We start from the raw sequence: 25,934 nt of genomic DNA, 5'->3' as shown, positions 1-25,934 counted from the left end.
AGCAGAGCCGGGAGGTTATACATAATGTCCAAAGTGACTGTAAAAGAGCTGATTGAGGAATTTGACCTGGAATTGGTTAACGATGAGGAAAATGTGGTGTATCGAAACATTACAACGAGTGATATTTCCCGGCCGGGAATGGAGATGGCCGGCTACTTTACTTATTATCCTGCCAAGCGGCTTCAGCTGCTCGGAAAAACCGAACTGACGTTTTTCAGCCAGCTTTCCCAGGAGGAGAAAAAAGATCGGATGAACCGCCTGTCCACCTACGATACACCGGGCATTATCCTTTCCAGAGGAAATGAAGCACCGGATGAGCTTATCGAGGCAGCGAACGAGGTTGGCGTTCCTATTTTAATCTCGAAAATGACGACTACACGGCTGAGTTCCCAGCTCACCAACTATCTTGAGATTCAACTGGCACCAATGACGGCCATTCACGGGGTGCTTATTGATATTTACGGAATCGGCGTTATGATTACGGGCTCGAGTGGTGTCGGGAAGAGTGAAACCGCTCTTGACCTGGTTCGGCGGGGCCACCGCCTTGTTGCGGATGACAGCGTGGAAATCAAGCAGGAGCACGAGGGAACGCTTGTCGGTTCCGCACCTGATCTTATCAAACACCTTCTTGAAATCCGCGGACTCGGTATTATTAATGTGATGACGCTTTTCGGTGCAGGTGCTGTGCGTAACTATAAACGAATTGGAATGGTGATGCATCTTGAACTGTGGGATCAGAAAAAGCAGTATGACCGTCTCGGCCTTGATGAAGACACGATGACGATTTTTGAAACGGATATCCCCAAGCTGACGATTCCGGTTCGTCCAGGGCGAAACCTTGCCGTTATTATTGAGGTTGCGGCAATGAACTTTCGTCTTAAGCGCATGGGCATAAACGCAGCCGAGCAGTTTACCGAGCGCTTAAACAGTGTGATTGAAGAGGGAGACAAGGAAGACTTTTAATCGGTCCCGGCCCGCAGCATGCTGGCTGGCTCCGGATTGATGCTGTAACAAAAGAGAATGAAAATGAGGTGTGCGAAGATGATGTTGGGTTCTGCCAGGCCGTTTGATCCGGTCGCGTTTGAGATCGGACCAATTTCGGTAGCGTGGTACGGTTTAATAATTGCAACAGGGGCGTTTCTTGCCTATCTGCTTGTAAACTCGGAAGCAAAAAAACGGGGGCTCCCGAAAGATCTGTTTGCGGATCTGCTGCTGATTGCAGTTCCGATTGCCATTATAAGTGCCCGTCTTTATTATGTAATTTTCCGCTGGGACTACTATTCACAAAATCCATCACAGATTATAGCAATCTGGGAGGGCGGACTTGCAATACACGGAGCCTTAATCGGTTCTGTTATAACAGCCGTTATTTTTGCAAAAAAGCGGGGCCTTTCCTTCTGGAAAATAGCGGACGTGGCGGCACCCGGGATTCTCCTTGGGCAGGCAATCGGCCGCTGGGGCAACTTTGTAAACCAGGAAGCTCACGGAGGGGAAGTATCACGCTCGTTTCTTGAGAGCCTTATGATTCCGGAGTTTATTATTAATGGGATGAATATTGACGGTACATACTACCACCCGACTTTTCTGTATGAATCCCTGTGGAGTTTTGCCGGTGTAGCACTCCTGCTTTATCTCCGACGGGTTAATATGAGACGCGGCGAAATGTTCATGACCTACGTAATCTGGTATTCCTTCGGCCGCCTGTTTATCGAGGGACTAAGAACAGACAGTCTGATGATTTTCGGTGTTCTCAGAACTGCCCAGGTGATTTCAATTGTGCTGATCATTGGCGCGATTGCCCTGATCATCTATCGCAGGAAGCAGGGGCTCGCCGACAGGCGGTATCTTGACGAAGAACGCTCACCTGCAGCTTCAGACAAAAAAGGAACGAAAAAGAAAAAATAACCAGCAAGCCGGGGCACAGTAAAAAAGCTCCGGCTTCTTCGTTGATATAAAACCGCTCCAGACGGACGCTTTCCGCGGGCACCGCTGAGTCTGACTCAATTTGAGGCAGTTTCCTTCCTCCTTTATGGAAGGGCGGCTTTATGATAATGTTAAGTGAGGCGAAATGTGTAATAGAAAGGGGCGGTCTGGTTGCTTGCAACATTGAAACGGGGGCTGATAGTCGGCCTTCAGACATCGTGGACACTCGGAAAGATTATTTTTCCGATTACACTGATCGTCACGATTATCAGCCATACACCGCTGATGGACTGGCTGGTCAGGCTTCTTTCCCCGCTGATGGGGGCGATCGGGCTCTCCGGGGAAGCGGCGATCCCGCTTGTGCTTGGGAATCTGCTCAATCTTTATGCGGCAATTGGGGCCATCCTTACGATGGACCTGACGGTAAAAGAAGTGTTTATTCTGGCAGTGATGCTGTCATTTTCACATAATCTGATTGTTGAATCGGCCGTAGCAAAAAAAGTCGGCCTGAAAATATGGGTTGTCCTGCTTGTCCGGATCGGTCTTGCCATTCTGTCGGCCTGGGTGATCCACCTCGTCTGGCAGGGCGGAGGCGAGACAGCCCGGTACGGTTTTGCCGGCGGTATGACACGTGATGAGCCGGCAGGTATGTGGGCAGTGGTGCTGCAGGGAGTGGAGAGTGCCTTTTTCGGTATCATCCAGCTCGCAGCCATCGTGATCCCGATTATGATTTTCATTCAGATCATGAAGGATCTGAAATGGCTTGACGTCTTTTCAAAATGGATGAGCCCATTTACGAAAGTTCTCGGAATCCGGGAAAATACGAGCACCACTCTGGCGGCGGGCCTTGTATTCGGTCTTGCCTACGGTGCCGGTGTGATGATTCAGGCGGTAAAGGAAGACGGCGTGCGGAAAAAGGATCTGTACCTGGTATTTATCTTCCTGGTAGCCTGTCATGCCGTCATAGAGGATACATTAATTTTTGCTCCTCTTGGGATTCCTTTATGGCCGCTGCTGTTAATCCGGCTGGTAACGGCGATTCTTCTGACCGTTGCGGTGGCATTTTTCTGGAACCGCATTGAAAAAAAGCAGGAGCAGCACAATAACAAAGAATGGGGATCAGACACCAGCGTCTGATAAACTTGTTCACTGTAAATGTCAGTTTCGGCATCGCTGCAGAAAGCGACGTCCGGCATGCAGTGCAACTTCGGCAGATAAATGAATTTAAAAGGATGATTACCATGACAGCAAATGATAACAGCTCCACAGGGGCTCTCTCAAATATTGATACGATCCTATTTGATCTGGATGGCACACTCATCAACACGGTTGATCTGATTGTCGCCTCCTTCATGCACACGATGGAGCAGTACTATCCCGGTGAATATGAAGAGAAGGATGTCATCCATTTTATTGGGCCTCCTCTTTCTGAAACATTTCACAATCTTGACCCGGACCGGGTTGAGGAAATGAGCCATACGTACCGGACGTTTAACCTTGAAAAGCATGATGAGCTTGTCAGGGAATATGAAGGTGTTTACGAAACCGTTGACCTTCTTCACCGGCAGGGATACAATATGGCGATTGTGACGACAAAGCGTCATGATACGGCAGTAAAAGGACTGAAGCTGATGGGGCTTGACCGTTTTTTTGATGTCGTTGTCGCTCTCGATGATGTGGAAAACTACAAGCCGCACCCTGAGCCGCTGGAAAAAGCGCTTGCCGCTCTCGGCAGCACCGCAGATCGTGCCGTGATGGTAGGCGACAGCCACCACGATATACTGGGCGGTAAAAATACCGGGACAAAAACGGCCGGTGTGGCCTGGTCCGTAAAAGGACGGGAGTACATTGAAACATACGAGCCCGATGTGATGCTTGAGACGATGAAGGACCTTCTCGACATTCTGCATGTTCACGCAGGTAAACGGGGATAAGACACCGGTGCCCTGACAGCGGGGACGATAAAGCGAAGGAGAAAAGCGATGAGGAAAACCGAGCGCTACCCTGTAAAAACAGCCAATTCACTCTGGCATGTGTACAAAACAGTTCCTTTTCTTAAAGTAGTAAAAAACTTCGTCGTCATTCAGCTTGCCCGCTATACCCCATTTCTCGGTATGAAAAGCTGGCTGTACCGGACGTTTCTTGGTATGGATGTTGGGAAGGAAACAAGCGTGGCGCTGATGGTCATGATGGACGTGATGTTTCCTGAAAAGATCAGGATCGGCCGCAACTCCGTGATCGGATACAACACCACCATTCTTGCTCACGAATATTTGATAAAAGAGTATCGTCTCGGCGAGGTGAATATCGGCTCGGAAGTGCTGATCGGTGCCAATACGACCATTCTTCCCGGCGTGACAATTGGGGACGGAGCAGTTGTCGGTGCCGCCACCCTTGTTCATAAAGACGTCCCGCCTGGAGCTTTTGTGGGCGGCAATCCGATGCAGATTATAAAAACAAAGGCGGAGATGGAAGCGTCTGTGCTGCCGGAAAAAGAAAACAGGGAATCGTAGTATGGCCCCCGGCAGTCTTTATTTCTGCCGGGGGTTTCTGTGGTTTCAGACCGTTGAGCGGGTGTCGGAACCGGGGTGAAAAAGGGCATGCTTTTCTTTCCCTAAAGAAGGAAGAAGCCGATGCCCATGATCAGGTAGGCGGCGAGGAGGGTTGCGCCTTCGAACCAGTTGGTGTCGCCGTCGTTGATAATCACGATGGTAAGGAAGGCGGCGAGGACCATGGCGATGAGTTCCTGAAAGGAGAAGACGAGCGGCATAGGTGTGCCGAGTGCGAAGGAGAGCAGGACGAGTACAGGCAGCACGAACATGGCGATCTGGATGCATGAACCGATGGCGATTTCAATGCTGACTTCGATTTTGTTCAGGTAGGCCATGTAGACGGCGGAAGCGTTTTCGGCGGCGTTTCCGATAATGGCGATCAGGATGATGCCGATAAACACTTCGCTGAAACCGAAGCTGGCGACTACTTCTTCAAAGGTACCGACGAGGTTTTCGCTTATGTAGCCGACGCCGACCGTTGCCGCGATGAGTACACCGATGGATTTTTTCTTCGACCACTCGGCGTCCTCCTTGTTCTCGGATTCTTCGTCAACTGGATAGGCGCCGCGCTGCGCAAACAGGCGGAAGTAGATGCCCAGGATGTACAGAATGATCAGGATTATGGATATGGCCACACTGAGAATGAATCCGTCCTGACCGACGCCGTCCAGATTGAATACCCGTGGGATGACGAAGGCCACGATGATGCCGAACATGAGCATGCCCACGTGAAACCTTGCGTCAAAGATGTTGAACTGCTGGCGTTTATGAAGGATGCCGCCGATCAGGAAGGAGAGGCCTGCTACAAGAAGCAGGTTTCCGATAATGGCTCCTGCCATGGATGCAAGTACGATGGTGATGAATCCGGCTTTTAGGGAAAAGATAGAGATGATGAGTTCGACGGCATTACCGAACGTGGCGTTAAGGATGCCGCCGATCCGGGGGCCGGTGTGTATGGAGACGCTGTCGGTGGCCCGGCCCATGTAAACGGCGAGGCCGACGATCGTTATGGCACACAGGGCAAATTTCAGGTTCACATTCAATCCGAGCAGGTCGGTAAGGGCGACGAGCGGGATGCCGCCAAAGACAAGAATGCGGGGAATCCAGGTAAAAAGCATGGGCGTGTCACCTCCGGGAAAGATTTGCTCTTAGTGTGGCAGAAAAGAGGGAAAACAAACCTGAAGGCTGGAGAGGAACGGTAACAGGGAGAAGGAGATTTCTTTCAAGGGGAAGGATTATAAAAGAAGAAATCTTTTGAAAAGATATTTAAAATACATTCGTAACGGTTGACGCTTTCCGTAATGGTATGTACACTACAATGTATAACTTTATTACGACATTACATTAGCGAACTAAAGTGAATAATTTGATTCTTAATGAGAATCCCCTTCCGTCAGTTCCACAAAGCTCCGCTGAACGAAGGTGCACTGACTGAATGGTATACTTATAATTTTTTTTATAGAGGTGTGACGTGTGATGACGAAGCCATTTATGTTTGAAAAGCCGGTAGGAATGCGGGATACGCTGCCGGAACTTTATACGCTCAGGCAGCAGGTCCGCAGTACGATTGCCGATGAGGTTGCCCTATGGGGTTACGCGCCGATTGCAACGCCGGCCCTTGAATTTTATGACACGATCGGGGAAGCTTCGGCCACTTCTGACACGCAGCTGTTTAAGCTGCTCGATCAGCAGGGGCATACGCTTGTGCTCCGGCCGGACATGACAGCGCCAATTGCCAGAATTGCGGCATCGACGCTGAAGGATGTGCAGCGCCCTGCAAGGCTGACCTACGATGCCAATGTGTTTCGTGCCCAGCAGCGGGAAGGGGGCAAGCCTGCGGAGTTTGAGCAGGTCGGTGTGGAACTGATCGGGGATGGGACGGCGAGTGCGGATGGGGAAGTGATCGCGCTCATGATTGCGGCTTTGAAGAAAACCGGTTTGTCCGGCTTTAAAGTGGCGATCGGCCATATCGGCTTTGTGAATACGCTTCTTCAGGAGATTCTAGGCAACGAAGAACGGGCAGGAACGTTCCGCCGTTACTTATATGAAAAGAATTATGTGGGCTTTAAGCATGCAGTCAGGCAGCTGCCTCTTTCCTCCATCGACAGACAGCGGCTTACGGGGCTTCTGAATCTGCGTGGAGGCTTTGAGATTTTAGAGGACGCCGCAGGTTTAGTAGAAACTCAGGCCGGTTCGGCAGCACTTGATGAGCTTCGCAGTCTCCTTGATGTACTTCGGGCCTACGGTCTTGAGAATGATATTATTATTGATCTTAATCTCGTGATGCATATGAGCTATTACACAGGCATGGTGTTTGAAGCGTACAGCGAAGAACTTGGCTTTCCTTTGGGCGGCGGCGGCCGTTATGACGGTCTTCTTGAAAAGTTCCACCGTCCGGAGCCGGCAACAGGTTTTGCTGTGCGGCTTGACCGGCTGACCGAAGCGCTCGGCAGGGCAAAAGAAGAGGTAACCGTCAGTAACTGCATTATTTACAGCAACGAACGCCGGGGGGAAGCGATGAAAAAAGCAGCATCTCTTCGTGAAGAAGGCCGGTCCGTGGTGATGCAGGACGTGCGGGGAATCGCCGACCTGGATGCCTATTCGCAACAATTCGATGACGTGCACTACTTGATTGGAAGCAACGGTGCTGGGGGAGGTGCTCCTTATGATGGATGAACGAGTGAATGAAAACACAACGGAAAACAATACGGATCGCTTTTTGACTATTGCCATGCCGAAGGGGCGGATCTTTGATGAGGCACTCGGGCTTCTGCGCCGTGCCGGCTATGATCTGCCTCCGGAATTTGATGATTCAAGAAAGCTGATTATCGATGTAGAGGAAGCAGATCTCCGTTTTATTTTATCAAAACCGATGGACGTGCCTACCTACGTGGAACACGGGGTGGCCGACGCCGGTGTGGCGGGAAAAGACGTGATGATTGAAGAGGAGCGGGACGTGTACGAAGTGCTCGACCTGAAAATCAGTGAGTGCTATATGGCGGTGGCAGCTCTCCCATCCTACGATGCAAAAACGGATATTGCACCGAAAATAGCGACCAAATACCCGAACCTTGCTGCCGGCTACTTCCGGGAGCAGGGCGAGCAGGTTGAGATTATCAAGCTGAACGGATCGATCGAACTTGCGCCGCTCATCGGACTGGCCGACCGGATCGTGGATATTGTATCAACCGGCCGGACACTGAAAGAGAATGGCCTTGTGGAAACAGAGACGATGATGCCGATTACCTCCCGCTTTATCGTGAACCCGGTGAGCTACCGGATGAAAGCCGACCGGATCGACGAGATGGTCGAGCGCCTCGAGCAGGTGGTGGAAGGAGGCAGCATGCGATGAAGATCATTGATTACACAAAAGACATTTCCATTAAACGGTCTGTAGACCAGGGTACCGGCGATCAGCGGAAAGCGGTTGAAGGGATACTGAGCCGTGTGAGATCCGAAGGGGACGAGGCAGTAAACGCCTATACAATGCAGTTTGATGGTGCCGAACTCGATCAGGAGAGTTTCCGTGTTTCCAAAGAAGAGCTGGTAGCAGCTTACGAGCAGGTGGACGAGGAAACACTTCGCATTCTTCGTGAGGCAAAAGAGAACATTACCCGTTTTCACGAGCGGCAGCAGCGCCAGACGTGGATTACAACGGAGCCGGACGGTACGATTCTCGGACAGAAGATTACACCTCTTGATGCAGTAGGGATTTACGTGCCCGGCGGCCGTGCGTCTTACCCGTCCACTATTCTGATGAATGCGGTTCCGGCTATTGTAGCGGGAGTTTCCCGGATTGTGATGGTATCCCCGCCTCAGGCGGACGGACGTTTAAATGATGTGGTGCTCGTGACGGCAAATGAGCTGGGCATTACGGAAATATATAAGGCAGGGGGGGCCCAGGCCGTGGGGGCTCTCGCGTATGGAACAGAGACAATCAAGCCGGTCGATAAAATCGTCGGACCGGGAAACATCTACGTGGCGCTCGCCAAGCAGCTGGTATATGGAACAGTGGATATTGACATGTTTGCAGGACCGAGCGAAATCGTTGTCCTTGCCGACAGCACAGGCCGGCCGGATTATATTGCAGCCGACCTACTGAGTCAGGCCGAACACGATCCGATGGCATCGGCGGTGCTTGTCACACCGGACCGAACTTTGGCGGAACAAGTGGCAGCGGAAGTGGAAACACAGCTTTCCACCCTGCCGAAAAAGGACATTGCATGGGATTCGATCCGGGATTACGGCGCTGTTTATGTGACACACACACTGGATGAGGCGGTGGATGCCGTAAACGAGCTCGCACCTGAGCATCTTGAAATCCATACCCGTGCTCCGTTTGACCTTCTTGGCTCGATTCGCCACGCGGGCGCCATTTTCCTCGGAGAAAACAGCTCAGAGCCGGTTGGTGACTATTTTGCCGGCCCGAACCACGTGCTGCCCACAAACGGGACAGCCAGGTTCTCAAGTCCCCTTAATGTAGACGACTTTACAAAGAAAAGCAGTATTCTTTCATACAGCCGCACAGCCGTTTCCGAAAACGGTGCAAAAATTGCGGCATTTGCGCGCCTTGAAGGCCTTGAAGCCCACGCACGCGCCGTGGAAAAAAGACTGGAGGGAACTCGTGATGACAGAGCAGACTGATGCCCGCTATGCTACAAAAAAGCGGAATACGAATGAAACGAAAATCAACCTTTCCCTGGCAATTGACGGTGACGGCCAGGCGAAGCTTGATACAGGAGTCCCTTTTTTAACCCATATGCTCGATCTTTTCACCCGACACGGGCTGTTCGATCTTTCCATTCAGGCTGACGGGGATACGGAAATTGATGATCACCACACTACAGAAGATATTGGCATTGTGCTCGGGGAAGCCCTTCGCGAGGCCCTTGGCGATAAAAAAGGAATCCGCCGGTACGGAAATGCGTTCGTCCCGATGGATGAAGCACTCGCCCAGGTCACGGTAGATCTGAGCAACCGTCCCCATTTAGAGTACCGTGTGGAGCTTCCTGCCCAGCGCGTTGGGACGTTTGATACGGAGCTGGTGCACGAGTTTCTTTGGAAACTGGCTCTTGAGGCAAGAATGAACCTTCATGTGAGCGTTCCATACGGGAGGAACACACACCACATTATTGAAGCAATTTTTAAAGCACTCGGACGGGCTCTCGACGAAGCAACACAGCGCGATCCTCGTGTAAAAGGAGTGCCGTCAACGAAAGGACGTCTGTAAATGATCGGAATTATTGACTATGGGATGGGGAATCTTCACAGCGTCTCAAAGGCCCTTGAACGTCTGAATTATCCTTATTTTATTTCGGAAAATGCAGAAGAACTTTCAGAGGCTTCGGGGCTGATTCTCCCCGGCGTCGGATCGTTCAGGGACGGTATGGCAGAACTGGACGAATCGGGACTCACCGAATTTGTGAGACAGTGGGCAAAGGACGGGAAACCGCTTCTCGGGATCTGTCTCGGCATGCAGCTCTTGTTTGATGAGAGCGAGGAAAATGGGAATACAAAAGGGCTGGGTCTCCTCCGGGGACGGGTTGAAAAGCTTACTGGCATGAGTGCGACGAGTGAACGTTACAAGGTGCCTCATATGGGATGGAATGAGCTTCACATCTCACAGCCGGAGCATCCTTTTATGCAGGATCTTGCGGGAGGGCATGTCTATTTTGTTCACTCGTACGCGGTGAAGACCGAAGACCCGTCGGATCTGGTTGCGTATGCAGAGTATTATGAGCGTATCCCTGCCGTCGTGGCGAAAAACAGCGTATGGGGAACCCAGTTTCATCCGGAAAAAAGCAGCCAACCGGGAATGACGCTGCTTCGGAATTTTGCCAGAACCGCAGAAGGAGGGGAATAACGATGCTGACGATTTATCCGGCAATTGATATGAGAGGGGGCAAGTGTGTCCGCCTCCTGCAGGGTGATTACGATAAAGAAACGGTGTACGGCGACTCGCCGTTCGAGATGGCTGCCCGGTTTGAGCGTGAAGGTGCGGAATGGATTCATATGGTGGATCTCGATGGGGCGAAGGAAGGAAAGCCTGTAAATGACGAGTATGTGCTTCGGGCTGCAAAAGAGCTGAACGCCCGCATTCAGATCGGCGGCGGGATCCGAAATGCGGCATCAGCAGCACGTTATCTTGACGCTGGGGTGGACCGGGTCATTCTCGGCAGTTCCGCCATCAGTGATCCGGAATTTGTAAAGGAGATGCTCGGTACATATGGAGGTGACCGGGTCGTGATCGGTATTGATGCCCGTGACGGCTTTGTGGCCACGCACGGATGGCTCGAAACCTCAAAAGTAGAAGCAGAAGAACTTGCTCTCGAACTCGTCCGTTTCGGTGCTGAATGGTTTGTGATGACCGATATCGCCCGGGACGGGATGCTCAGCGGCCCGAACACTGAAACGATCGCCGGCCTATCCGACGCTACGGGGAAAAAAGTGATTGCATCGGGAGGTGTCAGCTCGCTTGCTGATCTGACCCGCTTGAAGGAGAGCGGCGGTGTGGAAGGGGCCATTATTGGAAAAGCCCTCTACGAAGGCCGCTTCACGCTCGAGGAAGCACTCCGGGAGGGAGGCCGATGATTACAAAACGGATCATTCCGTGCCTCGATGTAAAAGAAGGCCGTGTTGTTAAAGGTGTTCAGTTTGTAAGCCTCCGGGATGCGGGGGACCCGGTGGAACTTGCAGCTTTTTATGATGAACAGGGAGCAGACGAGCTTGTTTTCCTGGATATATCCGCTTCACATGAAGGGCGCGAAACGATGGTGGACGTGATTGAGCAGGTGGCAGGCGAACTGGCCATTCCATTTACCGTCGGCGGAGGAATCAACGCTCTTCCCGATATGAAGCGCGTGCTTCGGGCCGGGGCCGATAAAGTGTCGCTCAATACAGCAGCAGTCAAACGTCCTGAACTGATTCGTGAAGGGGCAGACTATTTCGGTTCCCAGTGTATCGTCGTTGCCATCGACGCCAAATGGGACGAAGAATTGGGCTCGTGGCGCGTTTACACCCACGGAGGAAGGACACCGACAGAGCTTGACGCGGTTTCGTGGGCCAGACAGGCGGTCTCCCTTGGTGCCGGTGAAATACTCCTGACGAGCATGGATCAGGACGGTGCCAAAACAGGCTTTCACCTTTCTTTGACGAGGGCGGTCAGCCGGGCTGTTTCAGTGCCGGTCATCGCTTCAGGAGGAGCGGGAGCAAAAGAGCACTTCTATGAGGCATTTACAAAAGGTGAAGCGGACGCCGCACTCGCCGCATCGATCTTCCACTATAAGGAGACGAGCGTGGCGGAAGTGAAAGGGTGGCTGAAGGAGAAGGGGCTGAACATACGATGACACTTGATATATCAAAGCTGAAATTTGACCAGGCGGGTCTCATCCCTGCCGTTGTACAGGATGCTACTACGAAAGAAGTGCTGACGGTGGCTTACATGAACGTAGAGTCGCTGCACAGGAGTATGGAGACAAAGGAAACTTGGTTTTACAGCCGCTCCCGCCAGGAGCTCTGGCACAAGGGGGCTACGTCAGGCCATACGCAGACGATACAGGAAATTCGTTTTGACTGTGACCAGGATGCCCTGGTGGTGCTCGTGTCACCGAAGGGACCTGCCTGTCACCGTGGAACGGTCAGCTGCTTTACGGAGACGCTGCTTGAAAACAGGACAGATGAGGCGGCTGCTGATGCGGCAGAAGCAGGCGGGAACGGCGCCCGTTTTGCTATTATCGAACAGCTGGAGCGTACAATCCGTGAACGGGAAACCTCCCGCCCGGAAGGCTCTTACACGACTTATCTCTTCGATGAAGGAGTGGACAAGATCCTGAAGAAAGTGGGCGAGGAAGCATCGGAAGTTATCATCGCCTCGAAAAACCGCTCAAAGGATGAATTGACATGGGAGACGGCGGACCTCCTATATCACCTGCTTGTCTTACTGGAAGAACAGAAACTCCCTCTGGACCGCATTCTTGAGCGGCTGGAGGAACGGTTCGGTAAACAGCATTTGAAAAAGTAACAGTGGAGCAGGGCTGAGGCCCTGCTCTTTTTTTGCGGGACGGAAGGAAAGGGGATGGTGGAGTGGGGTGGGGCAGCCGGCGGTTATCCGCGAAAATTTCGATTTATCCGCTAAATCTTAATTGCTCGTCAATTCCCCAACATCACCAAATCCCAGCGAGCCCCCAGCCAGAGCCCTCCTGCTGAACCAATTTCGATATACCTCACAGGGTAGAATGTCCCGAAGCTGCGTGTTATACTGGACTATGTGTTTTTTTGAGAGAAATGAGGATATAAAAAGGTTTCTGATTTGAATGGAGGCACATTCACGTGCGAAATATAAATAAGCAGAAAACAGGACAGGTTCTTCCGTTTTTACAGGATGGTGCATACTACTATAAAAAGGGAATTGAAGCCTACCAGAACAGGAATACGAGCCAGGCACTTCAGTATATCCGTCGTGCAGTGCGGATCGAACCGGAAGAGCCGGTCTTTTTATGCCAGCTTGCCATTGTCCTTGCTGAAAAAGGACAGTTTGAGGAAGCGAACGAATCGCTTGAGAAAGTGATTTATGAAATGGATGAAAACATGGCCGAATGCTACTTTTTCCTCGCTAACAATCTGGCTCATGCCGGGGAGTTTGAAACGGCTGTCAAGCATCTGAACACGTATCTGAAGCTCGATCCGAAAGGTGATTTTGCAGAGGATGCTCTGACACTTCTAGAAATGCTCGATGATGAGGAAGAGGATCTGGAGGACGGGGAAGAAACCGAGGAGCAGCTCGCTCAGAGCCGTCTCGAACGAGCGGCCGATCTTCTTGACCGGGGCCGCTACGATGAAGCTCAGTGTGAACTCACAACGTCTCTGTCAGAAGAGCCCACACACTGGGAGCTCTACGCCTACATGGCAGAAACGCTTCATTACCAGGGGGAGCAAGCCGAGGCTCTGAAAATTGTCACGGACCTCCTTGAAAAAGAAGAAGCAGGTTTTCTTGCTCGCTGTAATGCTGCACTTATTCTTAAAGAAGCTGGAGATGAACGGTGGGAGACCGTTGCGCGGGGTCTCAGAATCGCACTTCCAGTCAATGACTGGCACGGATATCACCTGGCAAAAACGTGGTTCCGTCTCGACGATCCTGAACTGTCCTATGAATGGTTTCAACGCCTGAATCAGCGCCACACGTTTGTGAAACGCCCTCGTTTCTATCATCAGATGGCGATGGCAGCGTGGATGAACGGGGAGAAAGTCAAAGCCAGGCAGCTGTTCAGACGGGTAGGCCAGTTCGATCAGCAGATGAAGCAGGCTGCTGACTGGTGTGTGGAGAAAATCGAGGATGGAATCGACAAACCGGAAAAAGGCTGGTTTCTCTATACTCACCCGGACACGGATGGACGTTCATAAACCGTTCATGAAAGGTTAACACTAACGAGTGAGCAATTTCATGGACTTGGGTACCGTTTTCCCATAGGATATAAATGTGGTTTAACCAACCGGCTGATTGAATGGCGGTTGAAACGGATTAAAGCACATTTAAAACTGGCTTCTTAGTTCAGCCTGCCAGTAAAACCAAAGGCCGGCTGGCGGAAAATAACAAGTTTTTGTTCAAGGGAGTGAACGTTGTGACTGAAGAAAAAATTTACGATGTTGTCATTATCGGAGCAGGCCCGGCAGGAATGACGGCCGCTGTTTACACGTCCCGGGCAAACCTGTCTACAGCCATGATTGAACGCGGGATGCCCGGCGGACAAATGGCCAACACAGAGGACGTTGAAAACTATCCTGGTTACGACAGCATTCTTGGACCGGATCTCTCGACTAAGATGTTTGAGCACTCTCAGAAATTTGGTGCTGAATATAAATACGGTGATGTAAAAGAGATCGTTGATGGAAAAGAATATAAGCGCATTATTCTCGGCAGCGGGGAAATTAAAACCCGCTCAATCATTATTGCTACAGGCGCTAAGTATAAAGCGCTCGGCGCACCGGGAGAAAAAGAACTGAGCGGACGCGGGGTTTCCTACTGTGCGGTCTGTGACGGGGCTTTCTTTAAGAATAAAGAACTCGTCGTGGTCGGCGGCGGGGACTCGGCAGTTGAAGAAGCTGTTTATCTGACACGCTTTGCAAGCAAGGTGACCGTGGTTCACCGCCGCGACAAGCTTCGCGCCCAGAAAATCCTTCAGGACCGTGCTTTCGCCAATGAGAAAATTGATTTCATCTGGGATACGACAGTGAAAGAAATCAATGATAAAGACGGAAAAGTAGGAAGTGTTACCCTCGTGAGCACGAAAGATGGCTCCGAAAGCGAGTTCCAGACAGATGGTGTATTCATTTACATCGGTATGCTGCCGATTAATGACCCGTTTAAAGATCTTGGCATCACGAACGCAGATGGCTATGTGGAAACCAATGATCAGATGGAAACGAAGATTCCCGGTATCTATGCAGCCGGTGATATCCGTGAAAAAACCCTGCGTCAGATCGTTACGGCAACAGGGGACGGAAGTATTGCCGCCCAGGCTGTCCAGCACTATGTTGAAAGCCTTGCAGAAGAACTGGAGCAGGAAAAAGCAGGTCAGTCCTAAAAATCATTCAAACCAGACACTCTCCTTTCCGGGGAGTGTTTTTTCTTTAGCTGTTTTTAGAAAGGCTGCTGTATTTATTGCGCTGCAGGCGGATGCTTTCCGCGGGCAACGCCTAAGCCTCGTCGGGGAAATCGCCCTCCGGGAACTGCCTCTCTCAATCCAGTGAGACAGCAGTTATCTGGCAAACTTTACACATCGTAACTCCGTCTTAATCATGCTGTAACAAATATGCAACACACAGGGGGTAATATAAGAAATAAGTAATTGACCCCCTTTTATATATTTTGGCACAGACGTCCGCTGTCTGTGCCCCTTTTTTTGCCTGCCTTCCAAATCCCTTTACGTAATGCGTGCCATTTCCTGCAGTTCCATTGGTTCACTATTGATAATATAGTATAATAGGATGAGAAAAGAAGTGTTTGTGAATACATGATCATAAAGCAGAGGTTCCCCGGAAACAATGCGGAACCAGCGGCAAAAATTGAGGTGACCCTGTATGAAACGGGTATCAAACTGTATTTTGCGCGATCAGGGCCAGGTGCTTATGCTCAAGAAGCCGAGCAGAGGCTGGTGGGTGGCACCAGGAGGAAAAATGGAAACAAGGGAATCGGTGAAGGAAAGCGCCGTCCGGGAATATAAAGAAGAGACGGGAATCGATTTGCATAGCCCGACATTACGTGGTGTGTTTACCGTTGTGATAGAAGAAGAGGGTAAAACCATCGATGAGTGGATGCTGTTCACTTTTTACGCAGAAGGCTACAGCGGGACCCTCCTTGAACAATCTCCGGAAGGTGAACTGGAGTGGCAGCCCGAAGATAAGATAAAAGAACTGCCCATGGCAGCAGGGGATCATTATTTCTTTGACCATATACTGAAAAAAGACGGGCTGATTTACGGCACGTTCGTATATTCAAAAGATTACCGTCTGCTGTCGGTGCAGCTGGATCCAGAGTAATTACGGAGAGGTGATGAAGGTGTCCGAAACCAGTCATAAGCCTGGAATAACGGCTGATGAAATGGAAATTGTCATAATTACCGGTATGTCCGGTGCGGGGAAAACGGTTGCTGTTCAGAGTTTTGAGGATCTTGGTTATTTCTGTGTCGATAACCTGCCGCCGGCACTGATTCCAAAATTTATTGACCTGATTGAGAATTCCGGCGGGAAAATGAATAAAGTTGCGTTTGTGATCGACTTAAGAGGACGGGACTTCTTCGATGAGCTTTTTGAAACGATCAACCTCCTCAGTGCCGAAGCAGACGTGACCCCGCAGATTCTTTTCCTGGACGCTAAAGACGATGTCCTTGTAAGGCGCTATAAGGAGACTAGGCGGTCACATCCTCTCGCAGGGGATGGTCCTCCTCTTGAAGGCATCAGACTTGAGCGGTCCATGCTCGATGAACTGAAGGGCCAGGCACAGTACATTGTCGATACGAGCGAGCTGAAGCCGCTGGCCCTTCGCGAAAAAATTATTGAGCGGTTTACCTCGCCGGAAAAACAGGTGTTTACCGTTCAGGTTCTTTCTTTCGGGTTTAAACATGGGATTCCGATCGATGCGGACCTGGTCTTTGACGTCAGGTTTCTGCCGAACCCCCACTACATCGACCACATGCGGCCGAAAACGGGGCTTGATAAAGAAGTATCGGATTACGTACTTAAATGGTCCGAGACCAAGCAGTTTAACGATAAACTCGAGGATCTTCTGAATTACATGCTTCCCCATTATAAACGTGAAGGAAAAAGCCAGCTTGTGGTGGCGATCGGCTGCACAGGCGGCAAACATCGTTCTGTCACTCTGGCCGAGTATTTCAAGAGGAAAATTGCCGATTCGGGCTACATCACCTATGTGACCCATCGGGATGTCGAGAAAGGGCGTAAAGAAGGTTGAAAAAAGCCAATATCGTCATCTTAGGCGGGGGAACCGGATTATCCGTTTTACTCAGAGGTTTAAAATCGTTTCCTGTAGACATTACAGCAATCGTAACAGTTGCTGATGATGGGGGAAGCTCAGGACGATTGCGGAAGGAACTTGATATTCCTCCTCCGGGAGATGTGCGTAACGTGCTCGTTGCTCTTTCTGAAGTGGAGCCGATCGTGGAAGAGCTCTTTCAGCACCGCTTTCAGAACGGCAACGGTCTGTCCGGTCACTCACTAGGTAATCTGCTGCTGGCAGGAATGACCTCCATTACAGGGGATTTTGCCAGAGGGGTGCAGGTGCTCAGCAGGGTGCTCAATGTTAAAGGAAAAGTACTGCCTGCTGCCAACCAGAGCATCGTTCTTCACGCGGAAATGGAGGACGGTTCACTGGTGGAAGGGGAGTCGAAAATTCCTAAGGCAGGAAAACGGATCAAACGGGTATTTCTTGAACCTGCTGATGTCACGGCCCTTGCTGATTCAGTTCACGCGATCGAAGAGGCGGACCTGATCGTAATCGGTCCGGGAAGTCTGTACACATCCATTTTGCCAAATCTGCTCGTACCTGGTATTTCAAAAGCGATCAAGGAGGCAGCGGCGCAGAAAGTGTATATCTGTAACGTCATGACCCAGCCTGGGGAAACAGACGATTTCACAGCCGGCGATCACGTACAGGCGCTTGTGGATCATGTGGGACCCAGCCTGCTTGATAAAATCCTTGTTAATATCGAACCGATTCCTCATTCGTATGCGGAGCGCTACGCTGGGGAAGGGGCAATGGAAGTGAAAGTGGATGCAGACCGGCTGAAAACATTGGCAGTGGAAGTGATCGGGGATGAACTGCTATACTATAATAATAAACTGTTACGCCATGATGCAGGCAAGGTATCACAGCGGCTTGTGAGCATGCTGTAGCCTTGGTGTACAAGTAAAATAAACAGGCAGTCCTCGTTCGAAATCGGACTGCGTCAGGAGGTGGGGCGGATGTCCTTTGCTTCCATGACTAAAAAAGAGCTTACCCAGCTGGATGTGGACCAGTGCTGCAGCAAAGCAGAACTGGCCGCACTCATCCGGATGAACGGCTCTCTGTCATTTGGAAACAAACAGCTCATTCTTGATATCCAGACAGAGAATGCAGCGATTGCAAGGCGGATTTATTCGCTGATTAAAGCATGTTTTCCTCTTCACGCGGAACTTCTTGTCCGTAAGAAGATGAGACTGAAAAAGAATAATGTGTATGTGGTGAGGATTTCAAGAGAAGCAATGATGCTCCTGGAAGAACTAAAGATCATGAGCGAATCCTTCACTTTTACACGTGAAATATCCCCTGATCTGATTGCTTCGGACTGCTGTAAAAGGGCTTATTTGCGAGGGGCTTTTCTTGCGGGAGGATCGGTGAGTCATCCTGAAACCTCTTCCTATCATCTGGAAATTTTCTCTCTTTATGAAGAGCATAATGACTCACTGAGGCGACTCATGAATCATTTCAATCTGAATGCCAAAATGCTCGAAAGAAAGAAAGGCTTCATCCTCTACCTTAAAGAGGGAGAGAGGATCAGTGATTTTCTGAACGTTGTTGGCGCCCATCAGTCACTGCTTCGTTTCGAAGATGTACGGATTATGAAGGATATGAGAAATTCTGTTAACCGGCTCGTGAACTGCGAAACAGCCAACCTGAATAAAACGGTCGGTGCAGCTTTAAGGCAGGTCGAAAATATAAAGTTTATCCAGCAGGAAGTCGGCCTTCACGTCCTGCCGGACAAGCTCAGGGAAATCGCTGAGCTTCGTGTGAATCATCAGGACGTGACCCTGAAGGAGCTCGGGGAAATGGTGGAAAGCGGAAAAGTCAGTAAATCCGGTGTGAACCACCGACTCAGGAAAATTGATGAGTATGCCATGAAACTAAAGGCCGGTGAAAAGGTGCAGCCATAAGAGGCTGTTCCTTTCACCTACTTAATTTGAAAGCGCTTCGACAGCCATACAAAAAAACAGCACAATTAAACGGGTAAAAGGGAGGAACGATCATGATTGAAGAAAATGTAACAGTAAAAAGAAAAGCGGGGCTTCAGGCGCGACCTGCAGCATTGTTTGTTCAGGAAGCCAACCGTTTTTCATCTGATATTTTTATTGAGCGCGACGGAAAAAAGGTAAACGCTAAAAGTATCATGGGGATTATGAGTCTGGCAGTAGGTGCGGGCAAAACCATTTCATTGACAATTGAAGGCAGTGATGAAAAAGAGGCACTGGCTGCACTCAGGGATTTCGTAGAAAAAGAAGAATAATTCAGCTCTAAAAAGCAACCGGTTTCATAAAAAAGCTGTTTCATTCTATCCGGAAAGCTGCCCTTAAAATGATAAGCTGTTATATTCTGATGTGGAGCTTAAGGTGGTGACTCCTGCGGGAAAAGCATCGATAGAAGACCCCGCAGGGCGTTTTACCCGAGGAGGCTGAAGCGATGCCCGCGGAAAGCGTCCGCCTGCAGCGGAATAAAACGGCATTCTACGCAAAAAGACCATAAAGGAAGATCAAAAAAAGTGCCCCTGCAGGTTTTTAACCTGGCAGGGGCATTTGGTTTGTATGTCGGTTTTACACCGCTTTATTCCGGCTTTTTAGCCATAACGTCATCGATCAGGCCGTACTTTTTCGCATTTTCAGCAGTCATGAAGTTATCACGGTCCGTATCACGTTGAATCACTTCAAGAGGCTGGCCTGTGCGCTCAGCGAGAATCTGGTTTAGTTTCTCGCGCATTTCAAGGATCCGCTTCGCATGAATTTCAATATCAGAAGCCTGCCCCTGAGTGCCGCCGAGCGGCTGGTGGATCATGACTTCACTGTTTGGCAGGGCAAAACGCTTACCTGGTTCACCCGCTGCAAGGAGGAATGCTCCCATGCTTGCTGCCATACCGATACAGATTGTCTGTACTTTCGGTGCAATAAACTGCATCGTATCATAAATGGCCATGCCGGATGTAATGGATCCGCCCGGGCTGTTGATGTAAAGGGAAATGTCCTTTTCCGGATCCTCTGCTGCAAGGAACAGGAGCTGGGCTACAATTGAGTTGGCCACGTTGTCATCAATGCCTGAACCCAGCATAATAATCCGGTCTTTCAGAAGACGGGAGTAGATGTCATACGCTCTTTCTCCGCGGTTCGTCTGTTCAATTACTGTAGGAATTAAGTTCATGTAAAATCCTCCTCTGAGTACTCAATTTTTTATCACCATATCTGCTTCTTGGATGAAGGTACCTTTATCATAACCTCAATGGTCAATGAAGGTCAAATAATTACGCCCTATGTACTCGCTTAAATAAATCGACACTTTTCATGATAGCCTAATCCGTACATGTTCAAACACGGAACCATGAAATAGGGCATCAAAATTACTATACTTGGTGATCTGACGGACATGCAGGCTTCAAATCAGCCGGATGACAGATATTACACAAAGAAAGCGCATACATTATATGATAGAATTAGTTCTGTGAAACAATCAGATTGTCCGGATTGTTTAAAGAATTTGTCACATCATGTATACTTGAATGAGGGAGGTTGTACCTCATGATGAATATGGATTTAGGGCTGTATCAGCAGCAGACAATGAAGCTTGTCATGACCAATGAACTGAGACAGGCAATTACGATTCTCCAGTATTCAGCACTTGACTTAAACCATTACCTGCATGAACAGCAGCTGGAAAATCCCCTCATTGAATTGAAGGAAAAGCGGGCCGGCGAAGAGCTTGTCAGAGACAGTATCAATCTGCAGACTCCTCATTTTGACAGCCGCCGCAATAACCATGATTCCGATGATGAATACTCTGCGATTGATCACGTCAGCAGCAGGGAAGAGGGTCTCCAGGATGCACTCCTGCGCCAGATCCGTTTTCTTGAAATACCTGAGAAACAGCGGCGTATTGTCATTTATCTTGCATTAAATACCGATGAAAACGGCTATCTGCCCTACGACATAGAAACGTTTGCCGAGGAACTTGATGAATCGGTTGAGGATACACGAGGCGCACTGGCAGTTCTTCAAGGTCTTGAACCTGCCGGTATTGGTGCTGTATCGCTTAAAGACTGCCTGCTGCTCCAACTGAGGCAGCTTGAGAACCGTGATCCGCTGGCAGAACGGGTCGTTGAAAATGATCTTGATCTTCTGGGCAGCAAACAATACAAAAAAATTGCAAAAAAAGAAGGTGTCACTCTTCAGGATGTTCAGAGTGTAGCCGACCTTATAAAAACGCTCAACCCTAAACCCGGAGCAGCCTTTTACGATGAACCGGCCGAGTATGTAACGCCGGATGTGACCGTAAAAAAAATTGAAGGACAGTATCAGGTTATTCTCAACGACCAGTATATCCCAAAAGTATTCGTCAACCCGAACTATGAAAAAATGCTTCAGGAGCAGGATGCTGAACTGAACCATTATCTTAAACAGAAAAAAGAGCAGCTTCAGTGGATCATAAAAAGCATTGCTCAGCGGCAGGAAACCCTGCGTAAAGTTACAGAAGCGGTTGTTTCGCATCAGGAACATTTTCTTGAAGATGGGCCTGGCCACCTGAAACCCTTAACCCTCAAGCAGATTGCTGAGCAGGTTGGTGTGCACGAGTCGACCGTTTCCCGTGCCACAACAAGAAAATATATTCAGACGCCTCAAGGTGTCTATGAGCTGAAATACTTCTTTACTTCCATGGTTGGTGCCGGAAGTGGAAACGGGGATGGTGCTTCTTCTGAAAAAGTAAAAATTTATCTGAAGCGCCTTGTGGACCAGGAGTCGAAAAACAAACCGCTTTCCGATCAGAAACTTGCCGATCTTCTGAAATCCGACTACGACATCCGGATCTCCAGAAGGACAGTGGCTAAATACCGTGATGAAATGCATATCCCATCTTCATCCCGGAGAAAAAGATACGCCTGACCAGAAAGGAAACACAATGAACCGCAACCTGACTTTTTATACAAAAAAAGACTGTCCCCTCTGTGAGGAAGGTCTTGTTCTTCTCGAAATGCTGAAAGACGAGTATTCGTTTGAAATCAACGAGGTTGATATTTATAAAGACGATGTCCTTCTTGAAAAATACCAGATCCGGATACCGGTTGTGGAGGCGGAAAACGGGGCTGTCGTCGATGAAGGCAGACTCTCTCTTTACACGCTGGAAAAAAATCTAAATACAATCTTTACAACTTAATTCTTGAATCATGATTCTTTACTTGCTACAATGTCTTTGGAAAGCTCAATTGGGAGCTTTCCGGAGAAATTTTTCTGTCAGCAGGAAAAAGGGTCTTTTTTTTCGACTCATTGGGACACATTATGTCTATGGGGGACTTCGAGCGTCCCGGTCCCTCCCTGTGCGCTTGTCTCACTATGCCCGGGGATTGTTACATATAAACGGACAAATGAAAAAAGGAGCTGCAGCCTATGAATCGATTGCTGGATATTCAAAAAAAGCTGCTTCCCGAACTCGTGGACACCATGAGCATGAGATATCGGATTCTCCGCTTCGTCCGGTTAATGGAGCCAATCGGCAGACGAAACCTGGCAGCAAGTCTGGAGATGAGTGAACGTGTACTCAGAAGCGAAGTGATGTTTCTGAAGGATCAAGGTCTACTTTACGTAGCCTCTTCCGGTATGACTCTCACAGAAGAAGGGCACAATTTACTTGTTCAACTCGAGGAAGTCATGAAGGAAACCTTCAACCTGAGTACGATGGAAAAAAAGCTTCAGGACATTTTTCAGCTAGATCAGGTGGTTATCGTTCCCGGTGACAGCGACCAGTTCCCATGGGTCAAAAATGAGATGGGGCGAGCCTGTGTAGCGATCATGAAAAAGTCGCTCACCGAAAGGGAGAATATTATTGCTGTAACGGGAGGGACGTCAATCTCAGCCGTTGCGGAAATGATGGTCCCCAATGCCGAACTCCGGCAGGCAATTTTCGTGCCGGCCCGCGGCGGACTTGGTGAGCAGGTTGAAAATCAGGCCAATACAATCTGTGCCGAAATGGCGCGGAGAGCATCAGGCAGATACCGGCTGCTTCACGTACCGGATCAGTTAGGGAAAGATTCCTACAGTTCACTGATTGAAGAACCGTCTGTCAGGGAAATTCTGAACCTGATCCGTTCGGCGACAATGGTTGTTCATGGCATCGGTGAAGCCAAAACGATGGCGAAGAGAAGACAGTCATCTGAGGAAGTGGTCAGTAAACTGCAGGAGAAGAAGGCAGTTGCAGAAGCGTTTGGTTATTATTTCGATCATAGTGGGGATATTATCCATAAAGTGCTTACGATCGGACTTCAAATGGAAGATCTGAATGCTCTTCCAAACGTGATTGCAGTCGCAGGAGGCTCTTCAAAAGGAGACGCCATCCGTGCCTATATGAAGCAGGGACCAAGCGAAGTGCTCGTCACTGACGAAGGCGCAGCGAGGGCGATTCTCGAAAAAACGAGAATATGAACCCTGTTTTCTGAAAAACAGGCTTTAAATTTGTGAATCAAGGGGAATACCCTTTGAAATATAAAACTTTCTTTACCAATCTAAGGAGGAGCTTTTATTATGGCTACAAAAATCGGTATCAATGGTTTTGGACGAATCGGACGTAACGTGTTCCGCGCAGCACTAAACAATGACAACGTGGAAGTGGTGGCTGTTAACGATCTTACAGACGCTGACATGCTTGCACACCTTCTTCAATATGACTCTGTTCACGGAAAACTTGACGGAAATGTTGAAGTAAGCGGCGACAACCTTGTTGTGAACGGCAAGGAAATTAAAGTACTTGCTGAGCGCGACCCTGCAAAACTAGGCTGGGGCGACCTCGGTGTTGAAGTGGTTGTAGAATCAACAGGCCGTTTCACGAAGCGCGCTGACGCTGCGAAGCATATCGAAGCAGGAGCGAAAAAGGTCATTATCTCTGCTCCGGCATCTGAAGAAGATATCACCGTAGTTATGGGTGTAAACGAAGATCAGTACGAGGCAGAGAACCATCACGTAGTATCCAACGCATCCTGTACGACAAACTGCCTTGCGCCATTTGCGAAGGTTCTTAACGACAAGTTCGGCATCCGCCGCGGTATGATGACAACCGTTCACTCTTACACGAACGACCAGCAGATCCTTGACCTTCCGCACAAGGACTACCGTCGTGCCCGTGCAGCAGCTGAAAACATCATTCCGACTACAACTGGTGCTGCAAAAGCAGTAGCTCTTGTCCTTCCAGAGCTTAAAGGGAAGCTTAACGGCGGTGCGATGCGTGTTCCTACACCAAACGTATCTCTTGTCGACCTTGTAGCTGAGCTTGACAAAGAAGTTACAGCAGAAGAAGTAAACGCTGCGTTTAAAGAAGCTGCTGAAGGCGACCTTAAAGGCGTACTCGGATACAGCGAAGAGCCGCTTGTTTCCGGCGACTACAACGGAAATCCTGAATCTTCCACGATCGATGCCCTATCCACTATGGTTATGGAAGGCAACATGGTTAAAGTAATCTCCTGGTATGATAACGAGTGGGGCTACTCAAGCCGCGTTGTTGACCTTGTTGAATACATGGCTGAAAAAGGCCTGTAAGCCTCTTAGAACCCACAGTAACATCCGAAAGAGGAAACGGAATTGTCCGCTTTCCTCTTTCATCCTTACTTAACTCATTTCGAAAGTACCGATGTCCAAGCGGATATCTGAAGGAAGTGTAAGGCGGCGAGCGCCTGCTTCACGAAAAACGAAAAGCTGCTTGTATCGACGCACCCACTTCAAAAATAAAAGCAATGAGGAGGCCATCTTCATGAACAAAAAATCAATTCGTGACCTCGACCTTCAAGGTAAACGGGTTTTTTGCCGTGTGGACTTCAACGTTCCAATGAAAGACGGAGAAGTAACAGACGACACTCGGATCCGTGCAGCTCTCCCAACCATTCAGTATCTCACTGAACAGGGAGCAAAAGTGATTCTCGCAAGTCACCTGGGCCGTCCGAAAGGAAGCGTTGTTGAAGACCTGCGTCTGGACCCGGTTGCAAAGCATCTAAGCAATCTTCTGGGCAAAGAAGTTCTCAAAACAGACGAAGTCTATGGTGATGAACCGAAAAAAGCAATAGAACAACTCGGTGAAGGGGATATTGTTCTTTTGGAAAACGTCCGCTTCGAAGCAGGCGAAGAAAAGAACGATGCAGACCTTGCGGCATCCTTTGCAGAACTTGCCGACGTCTATGTAAACGATGCATTCGGTGCGGCTCACCGCGCACATGCATCAACAGAAGGCGTTGCACACCACCTTCCGGCTGTGGCAGGCCTTCTTATGGAAAAGGAACTTGATGTACTCGGCAAAGCGCTTCTTGATCCGGAACGTCCATTTACTGCCATCATCGGCGGGGCGAAAGTAAAAGATAAGATCGGCGTTATTGATAACCTCCTTGAGAAAGTGGACAACCTGATTATCGGCGGCGGCCTTGCTTACACGTTTATCAAAGCCCGCGGCTATGAAATTGGGAAATCTCTTCTTGAAGAAGATAAAATTGAGCTTGCAAAAGAGTTCATGGCAAAAGCAGAAAAGAACGGTGTAAACCTGTATATGCCTGAAGACGTGGTTGTAGCCGATGATTTCGGTGAAGATGCCAATACCCAGGTCGTATCCATCGACAGCATCCCTGGTGACTGGGAAGGTCTTGATATCGGACCTAAAACACGGGAGACGTTCAGCGAAGTGATCGCTTCTTCCAAGCTGGCGATCTGGAACGGACCTATGGGTGTGTTCGAACTTGAAACGTTTGCCAACGGCACAAAAGCGGTAGGTGAAGCCCTTGCCGGTGCAGAAGGTACGTATACAGTCATTGGCGGCGGTGACTCCGCAGCAGCGGTTGAAAAATTCGGGATGGCAGACCGTATGGATCATATCTCTACAGGCGGCGGTGCTTCTCTTGAGTTTATGGAAGGCAAGGAACTGCCTGGCGTAGTCGCATTAAACGACAAGTAAAGATGCGGGTTAAC

The 25,934-nt window shown here is 49.6% G+C and carries 27 protein-coding genes; 25 read left to right on the top strand and 2 right to left on the bottom strand.

All coding sequences use genetic code 11. The features are described 5' to 3' along the window. The first annotated feature begins 24 nt into the window (after positions 1-24). The 5 genes from hprK (at position 25) to CR205_RS15665 (ending at position 4,436) form a co-directional block, all read left to right on the top strand. On the top strand, positions 25-963 hold the full coding sequence (hprK, locus tag CR205_RS15685; RefSeq protein WP_110521095.1) for an HPr(Ser) kinase/phosphatase: 939 nt from the start codon (positions 25-27) through the stop codon (positions 961-963). An 81-nt stretch (positions 964-1,044) separates the two neighbouring features. Continuing rightward, the gene (gene lgt, locus CR205_RS15680; protein ID WP_110521554.1) at positions 1,045-1,905 is read left to right on the top strand and encodes a prolipoprotein diacylglyceryl transferase; all 861 of its coding nucleotides are present in this window, start codon (positions 1,045-1,047) and stop codon (positions 1,903-1,905) included. Positions 1,906-2,094: 189 nt separating this feature from the next. Then, complete coding sequence (locus CR205_RS15675; RefSeq protein ID WP_110521094.1) at positions 2,095-3,060, top strand: nucleoside recognition domain-containing protein; 966 nt, start codon at positions 2,095-2,097, stop codon at positions 3,058-3,060. Positions 3,061-3,164: 104 nt separating this feature from the next. Further along, complete coding sequence (ppaX, locus tag CR205_RS15670) at positions 3,165-3,857, top strand: pyrophosphatase PpaX (protein ID WP_110521553.1); 693 nt, start codon at positions 3,165-3,167, stop codon at positions 3,855-3,857. Between the two features lie 48 nt (positions 3,858-3,905). Next, the gene (locus tag CR205_RS15665; RefSeq protein WP_110521093.1) at positions 3,906-4,436 is read left to right on the top strand and encodes an acyltransferase; all 531 of its coding nucleotides are present in this window, start codon (positions 3,906-3,908) and stop codon (positions 4,434-4,436) included. A gap of 101 nt (positions 4,437-4,537) precedes the next feature. Here CR205_RS15665 and cax read toward each other — a convergent pair whose 3' ends face one another. Beyond that, positions 4,538-5,593, bottom strand: a complete 1,056-nt coding sequence (gene cax / locus CR205_RS15660) for a calcium/proton exchanger (protein WP_110521092.1) — start codon at positions 5,591-5,593, stop codon at positions 4,538-4,540. A gap of 358 nt (positions 5,594-5,951) precedes the next feature. Here cax and CR205_RS15655 point away from each other — a divergent pair, with 358 nt between their 5' ends. The 15 genes from CR205_RS15655 to CR205_RS15585 all read left to right on the top strand — a co-directional run bounded on the left by CR205_RS15655 (position 5,952) and on the right by CR205_RS15585 (position 19,249). After that, a complete protein-coding gene (locus CR205_RS15655; RefSeq protein ID WP_110521091.1) occupies positions 5,952-7,151 on the top strand; it encodes an ATP phosphoribosyltransferase regulatory subunit in 1,200 nt (399 codons plus the stop codon). Then, complete coding sequence (hisG, locus tag CR205_RS15650; protein ID WP_268877429.1) at positions 7,141-7,827, top strand: ATP phosphoribosyltransferase; 687 nt, start codon at positions 7,141-7,143, stop codon at positions 7,825-7,827. Before CR205_RS15655 ends, hisG begins: the two co-directional genes overlap by 11 nt. Then, positions 7,824-9,119, top strand: coding sequence for a histidinol dehydrogenase (gene hisD / locus CR205_RS15645; protein WP_110521090.1), 1,296 nt, complete (start codon positions 7,824-7,826; stop codon positions 9,117-9,119). Before hisG ends, hisD begins: the two co-directional genes overlap by 4 nt. Further along, positions 9,103-9,705, top strand: a complete 603-nt coding sequence (gene hisB / locus CR205_RS15640) for an imidazoleglycerol-phosphate dehydratase HisB (RefSeq protein ID WP_110521089.1) — start codon at positions 9,103-9,105, stop codon at positions 9,703-9,705. Before hisD ends, hisB begins: the two co-directional genes overlap by 17 nt. After that, positions 9,706-10,338, top strand: a complete 633-nt coding sequence (gene hisH / locus CR205_RS15635; protein WP_110521088.1) for an imidazole glycerol phosphate synthase subunit HisH — start codon at positions 9,706-9,708, stop codon at positions 10,336-10,338. Positions 10,339-10,340: 2 nt separating this feature from the next. After that, on the top strand, positions 10,341-11,066 hold the full coding sequence (gene hisA / locus CR205_RS15630; RefSeq protein ID WP_110521087.1) for a 1-(5-phosphoribosyl)-5-[(5-phosphoribosylamino)methylideneamino]imidazole-4-carboxamide isomerase: 726 nt from the start codon (positions 10,341-10,343) through the stop codon (positions 11,064-11,066). Next, on the top strand, positions 11,063-11,821 hold the full coding sequence (gene hisF, locus CR205_RS15625; RefSeq protein WP_110521086.1) for an imidazole glycerol phosphate synthase subunit HisF: 759 nt from the start codon (positions 11,063-11,065) through the stop codon (positions 11,819-11,821). The genes hisA and hisF overlap by 4 nt, the downstream gene beginning before the upstream one ends. Beyond that, complete coding sequence (hisIE, locus tag CR205_RS15620; protein WP_110521551.1) at positions 11,818-12,495, top strand: bifunctional phosphoribosyl-AMP cyclohydrolase/phosphoribosyl-ATP diphosphatase HisIE; 678 nt, start codon at positions 11,818-11,820, stop codon at positions 12,493-12,495. The genes hisF and hisIE overlap by 4 nt, the downstream gene beginning before the upstream one ends. 308 nt (positions 12,496-12,803) lie before the next feature. Continuing rightward, positions 12,804-13,874, top strand: coding sequence for a tetratricopeptide repeat protein (locus tag CR205_RS15615; RefSeq protein WP_110521085.1), 1,071 nt, complete (start codon positions 12,804-12,806; stop codon positions 13,872-13,874). Positions 13,875-14,092: 218 nt separating this feature from the next. Continuing rightward, complete coding sequence (gene trxB, locus CR205_RS15610) at positions 14,093-15,055, top strand: thioredoxin-disulfide reductase (protein WP_110521084.1); 963 nt, start codon at positions 14,093-14,095, stop codon at positions 15,053-15,055. Between the two features lie 496 nt (positions 15,056-15,551). Further along, positions 15,552-16,010: an NUDIX hydrolase gene (locus CR205_RS15605; protein WP_110521083.1), complete on the top strand. Its 459-nt coding sequence runs from the start codon at positions 15,552-15,554 to the stop codon at positions 16,008-16,010. Positions 16,011-16,023: 13 nt separating this feature from the next. After that, entirely contained in the window at positions 16,024-16,941 is a 918-nt protein-coding gene (rapZ, locus tag CR205_RS15600; protein WP_110521082.1) for an RNase adapter RapZ, read from the top strand. Further along, on the top strand, positions 16,938-17,882 hold the full coding sequence (locus CR205_RS15595; RefSeq protein ID WP_110521081.1) for a gluconeogenesis factor YvcK family protein: 945 nt from the start codon (positions 16,938-16,940) through the stop codon (positions 17,880-17,882). Before rapZ ends, CR205_RS15595 begins: the two co-directional genes overlap by 4 nt. A 69-nt stretch (positions 17,883-17,951) precedes the next feature. After that, positions 17,952-18,899: a DNA-binding protein WhiA gene (gene whiA / locus CR205_RS15590; RefSeq protein WP_110521080.1), complete on the top strand. Its 948-nt coding sequence runs from the start codon at positions 17,952-17,954 to the stop codon at positions 18,897-18,899. A gap of 92 nt (positions 18,900-18,991) precedes the next feature. Next, entirely contained in the window at positions 18,992-19,249 is a 258-nt protein-coding gene (locus CR205_RS15585) for an HPr family phosphocarrier protein (protein ID WP_110521079.1), read from the top strand. Positions 19,250-19,563: 314 nt separating this feature from the next. On the opposite strand, the gene clpP is transcribed toward CR205_RS15585, so the two are convergent. After that, positions 19,564-20,151: an ATP-dependent Clp endopeptidase proteolytic subunit ClpP gene (clpP, locus tag CR205_RS15580; RefSeq protein WP_110521078.1), complete on the bottom strand. Its 588-nt coding sequence runs from the start codon at positions 20,149-20,151 to the stop codon at positions 19,564-19,566. A gap of 374 nt (positions 20,152-20,525) precedes the next feature. Here clpP and rpoN point away from each other — a divergent pair, with 374 nt between their 5' ends. From rpoN to CR205_RS15555, 5 genes are all read left to right on the top strand, one after another. Next, the gene (gene rpoN, locus CR205_RS15575; RefSeq protein WP_110521077.1) at positions 20,526-21,884 is read left to right on the top strand and encodes an RNA polymerase factor sigma-54; all 1,359 of its coding nucleotides are present in this window, start codon (positions 20,526-20,528) and stop codon (positions 21,882-21,884) included. A gap of 16 nt (positions 21,885-21,900) precedes the next feature. Next, positions 21,901-22,155: a glutaredoxin family protein gene (locus CR205_RS15570; protein ID WP_110521076.1), complete on the top strand. Its 255-nt coding sequence runs from the start codon at positions 21,901-21,903 to the stop codon at positions 22,153-22,155. Positions 22,156-22,385: 230 nt separating this feature from the next. Then, positions 22,386-23,417 (top strand): sugar-binding transcriptional regulator, encoded by a 1,032-nt coding sequence (locus CR205_RS15565; RefSeq protein WP_110521075.1) that lies wholly within the window; start codon positions 22,386-22,388, stop codon positions 23,415-23,417. 99 nt (positions 23,418-23,516) lie between these two features. Continuing rightward, the gene (gap, locus tag CR205_RS15560) at positions 23,517-24,524 is read left to right on the top strand and encodes a type I glyceraldehyde-3-phosphate dehydrogenase (protein ID WP_110521074.1); all 1,008 of its coding nucleotides are present in this window, start codon (positions 23,517-23,519) and stop codon (positions 24,522-24,524) included. A gap of 211 nt (positions 24,525-24,735) precedes the next feature. Further along, positions 24,736-25,920, top strand: a complete 1,185-nt coding sequence (locus CR205_RS15555) for a phosphoglycerate kinase (RefSeq protein ID WP_110521073.1) — start codon at positions 24,736-24,738, stop codon at positions 25,918-25,920. Positions 25,921-25,934 lie beyond the last annotated feature (14 nt).

It is taken from the genome of Alteribacter lacisalsi (assembly GCF_003226345.1).
GTDB classification, from domain to species: Bacteria; Bacillota; Bacilli; order Bacillales; family Salisediminibacteriaceae; genus Alteribacter; species Alteribacter lacisalsi.
This window is presented reverse-complemented; position numbering and strand designations above follow the sequence as displayed.